The sequence below is a fragment of the Halolamina salina genome (assembly GCF_042678005.1).
GTDB classification, from domain to species: domain Archaea; phylum Halobacteriota; class Halobacteria; order Halobacteriales; family Haloferacaceae; genus Halolamina; species Halolamina salina.
This window is the reverse complement of record NZ_JBHUDH010000008.1, coordinates 48,073-50,231: the sequence shown is the minus strand read 5'-3', so window position 1 is coordinate 50,231 and position 2,159 is coordinate 48,073. Positions and strand designations below refer to the sequence as shown.

General features: G+C 67.5%; 1 protein-coding gene and 2 pseudogenes. All 3 read right to left on the bottom strand.

Annotation, left to right across the window (positions count from 1 at the left end; translation table 11 throughout):
* A pseudogene (locus ACFR9S_RS01100) lies at positions 1–462 on the bottom strand (hypothetical protein); the annotation flags it as partial.
* Positions 459–1,670 (bottom strand): FtsZ/tubulin family protein, encoded by a 1,212-nt coding sequence (locus ACFR9S_RS01095; RefSeq protein ID WP_379730472.1) that lies wholly within the window; start codon positions 1,668–1,670, stop codon positions 459–461. The pseudogene ACFR9S_RS01100 and the gene ACFR9S_RS01095, both read right to left, overlap by 4 nt.
* Positions 1,670–2,159: pseudogene (locus tag ACFR9S_RS01090) on the bottom strand (hypothetical protein); the annotation flags it as partial. The pseudogene ACFR9S_RS01090 and the gene ACFR9S_RS01095, both read right to left, overlap by 1 nt.

Genomic DNA, 2,159 nt, shown 5'->3' with positions numbered 1-2,159 from the left:
GACGGCACCGCCGCCGAGGCCGACCGACGTGGCGTTCACCGCGAGCCGTCCCGCGTCGTCGAAGCGGGCCGTCCCCGTCTCGACGCGCAGGTGCCGGAGGTCCATCGTCCGATCGAACTCGACGGTGCCGTTGTACGCCACCGTCACGCGGGCATCAGCCAGCGATCCGTCGGGCAACGCGTCGGCGGCGACCTCACGTGCCCACCAGTCCGGGTCGTCCGTCTCCGCCGCGCTCGTGTCGAGCGTCGTCGTCTCGTTGTTCGCGGTGACGTTGACGGTGACGCCCTGTCGATCGGGGAACGTCTCGTTGTCGAACTCCACCAGCAGCCCGCCGTCGTCCTGCTGATTCACTCTGACGTGGCCGTCCTCGGAGTCCACTGCGACTCCGACGCCGACGGCGGCGACGCTGGAGACGACGAGCGCGAGCACGGCGAGCGTCGCGAGGAGGCGTCGCTCGGTCATCGGCCCGATCCGTTCACCTCCAGGTACCGCGTCAAGTTCTCCTCCAACTGCTCGATCTCGTTCATCGAGATGGCCGTCTCCGAATCGTTCTGGAGCTTGCGTGCCTGCTCGAACTGCCGTTTGGTCTCCTCATACTCCGGCCACGACTGGTCCAGCAGCGGGTTCAGGTCGAACCCTCCGAGCAGGAGCAGCACGTCGACGTTGTTTCCGCGACCGGGCTTCAGCGTGACCGTGGAGAGTCCCTTCGCGCTCGAGATCCCCTTGTCGCGCTTCCAGCGGCCGAACGCGTTCTCGACGCCGGATTTCGTCACCTCGCCCGACTCGACGAGGTGGGCGGGCGCGCGGACGACCGCGAACGCCGCCCGGGAAGTGGAGGCGTCCATCGGGACGAACGACTGCTCGGCCGCCCGGTCGAACATGATCTCGTAGTCGAGCATGTCGTAGTGGAGGTCCGTCGCCACCCCGGGCGTGAAGTGGTAGACGCCGATGTTCGACGGCTGGGCGATGTAGTCCTCCGCGTCGATGATGCGTTCGGCGTTGCGGCCGGCGCCGATCAGCAGATCGATCGCGGTGACGATCCGCTCGTTGACCGCGTCGTACTGGTCGGTCGAGAGATCCTCGTTCTCGATGTGCGTGTTGCTCGCGAGCAGGACCGCGTCGGCGTTCTGTGTCACGTCCCGGCGCATGAGCAGCCGCGAGAGCCCCATGACGGCGTTGAACTGCTGCTGGGACGGCTCGTGCTCGTACGGCCACGCCGCGAACGCCATGTTGACCGCGCTCTCGACCCACTCCGGCCGAGTGCCCTCGACGTTCGAGCCGGTCGAGAGCTGTTCGATGAGGTACGGGATCGACCCGTTCCCGGTCCCGCCGCCGAGGGTGGTGACGTGGAGCAGGGCGTCGGCACCGACCATCCGCTCCGTGACCGCGTTGTAGATCTCCTCGAAGTGTTCCTCGGCCATCCGCTCCCCCTTCGCGAAGTCATTCCCGACGCCGCGCCGGGGACCGAAGATGGTGATGTGTTCCCCGTACTCCTCGAGGATGTCCGCGTCCTCCATGAGGTTCACCATGTCGCTCCGGTTCGTGTTGAGCAGCGTCACCCGCTCGCCGATCCCGGGGCTCTCCTCGCGGCTGAGGAACGTCGACGCGATCCGGCCGCCACCTTCGCCGGAGGAGACGACCCCCCAGTCGGTGTAGTCCGCTTCCGACATCAGGCGCTCACCCCGTCGTCGGCGACGGTGACGTCGAGGTCGAGATCCGTCAGGGTAGTCGTGATCAGTTCGTCGGACGCCGGAACGGAGAGGAATTTGGTGCGCATGTCGTCGTAGGTGAGTGTTTCGTCGTCGTCGAGGTGGTGGGTCACGAGCGTCCGGAGCCGCGAGACGAACCGCTCGTGGTCGTAGACGAGGAGTCGCCCGTCGTCCATCCGGGCGGTGTACCCGGCGTCGTCGGCCCACAGCAACAGGAGACAGGGGAGGTAGTCGTCCGCGATCGGCAGGTCGGTGTCGGGCGTCAGGTAGCCGTCTTCCTCGAAGCGGTCCTCCAGTTCGGGGGCGACCGTCGGCAACTGGTCCTGTACCGCGTCCTCGTGCTCGCCACAGAGCCGGTCACGGAGCGACCGCTCCGAGAGCACGAGCCGCTCCGCGGCCTCGTCGTCGAGTTCGATCGTGCTCTCGGCGTCGACGGTCGCGTCGGCCGGG

What these genes read in the sequence shown, in the direction of transcription:
- ACFR9S_RS01095 (WP_379730472.1), bottom strand. Translation starts at nt 1,670, where the DNA reads ATGTCGGAAGCGGACTACACCGACTGGGGGGTCGTCTCCTCCGGCGAA.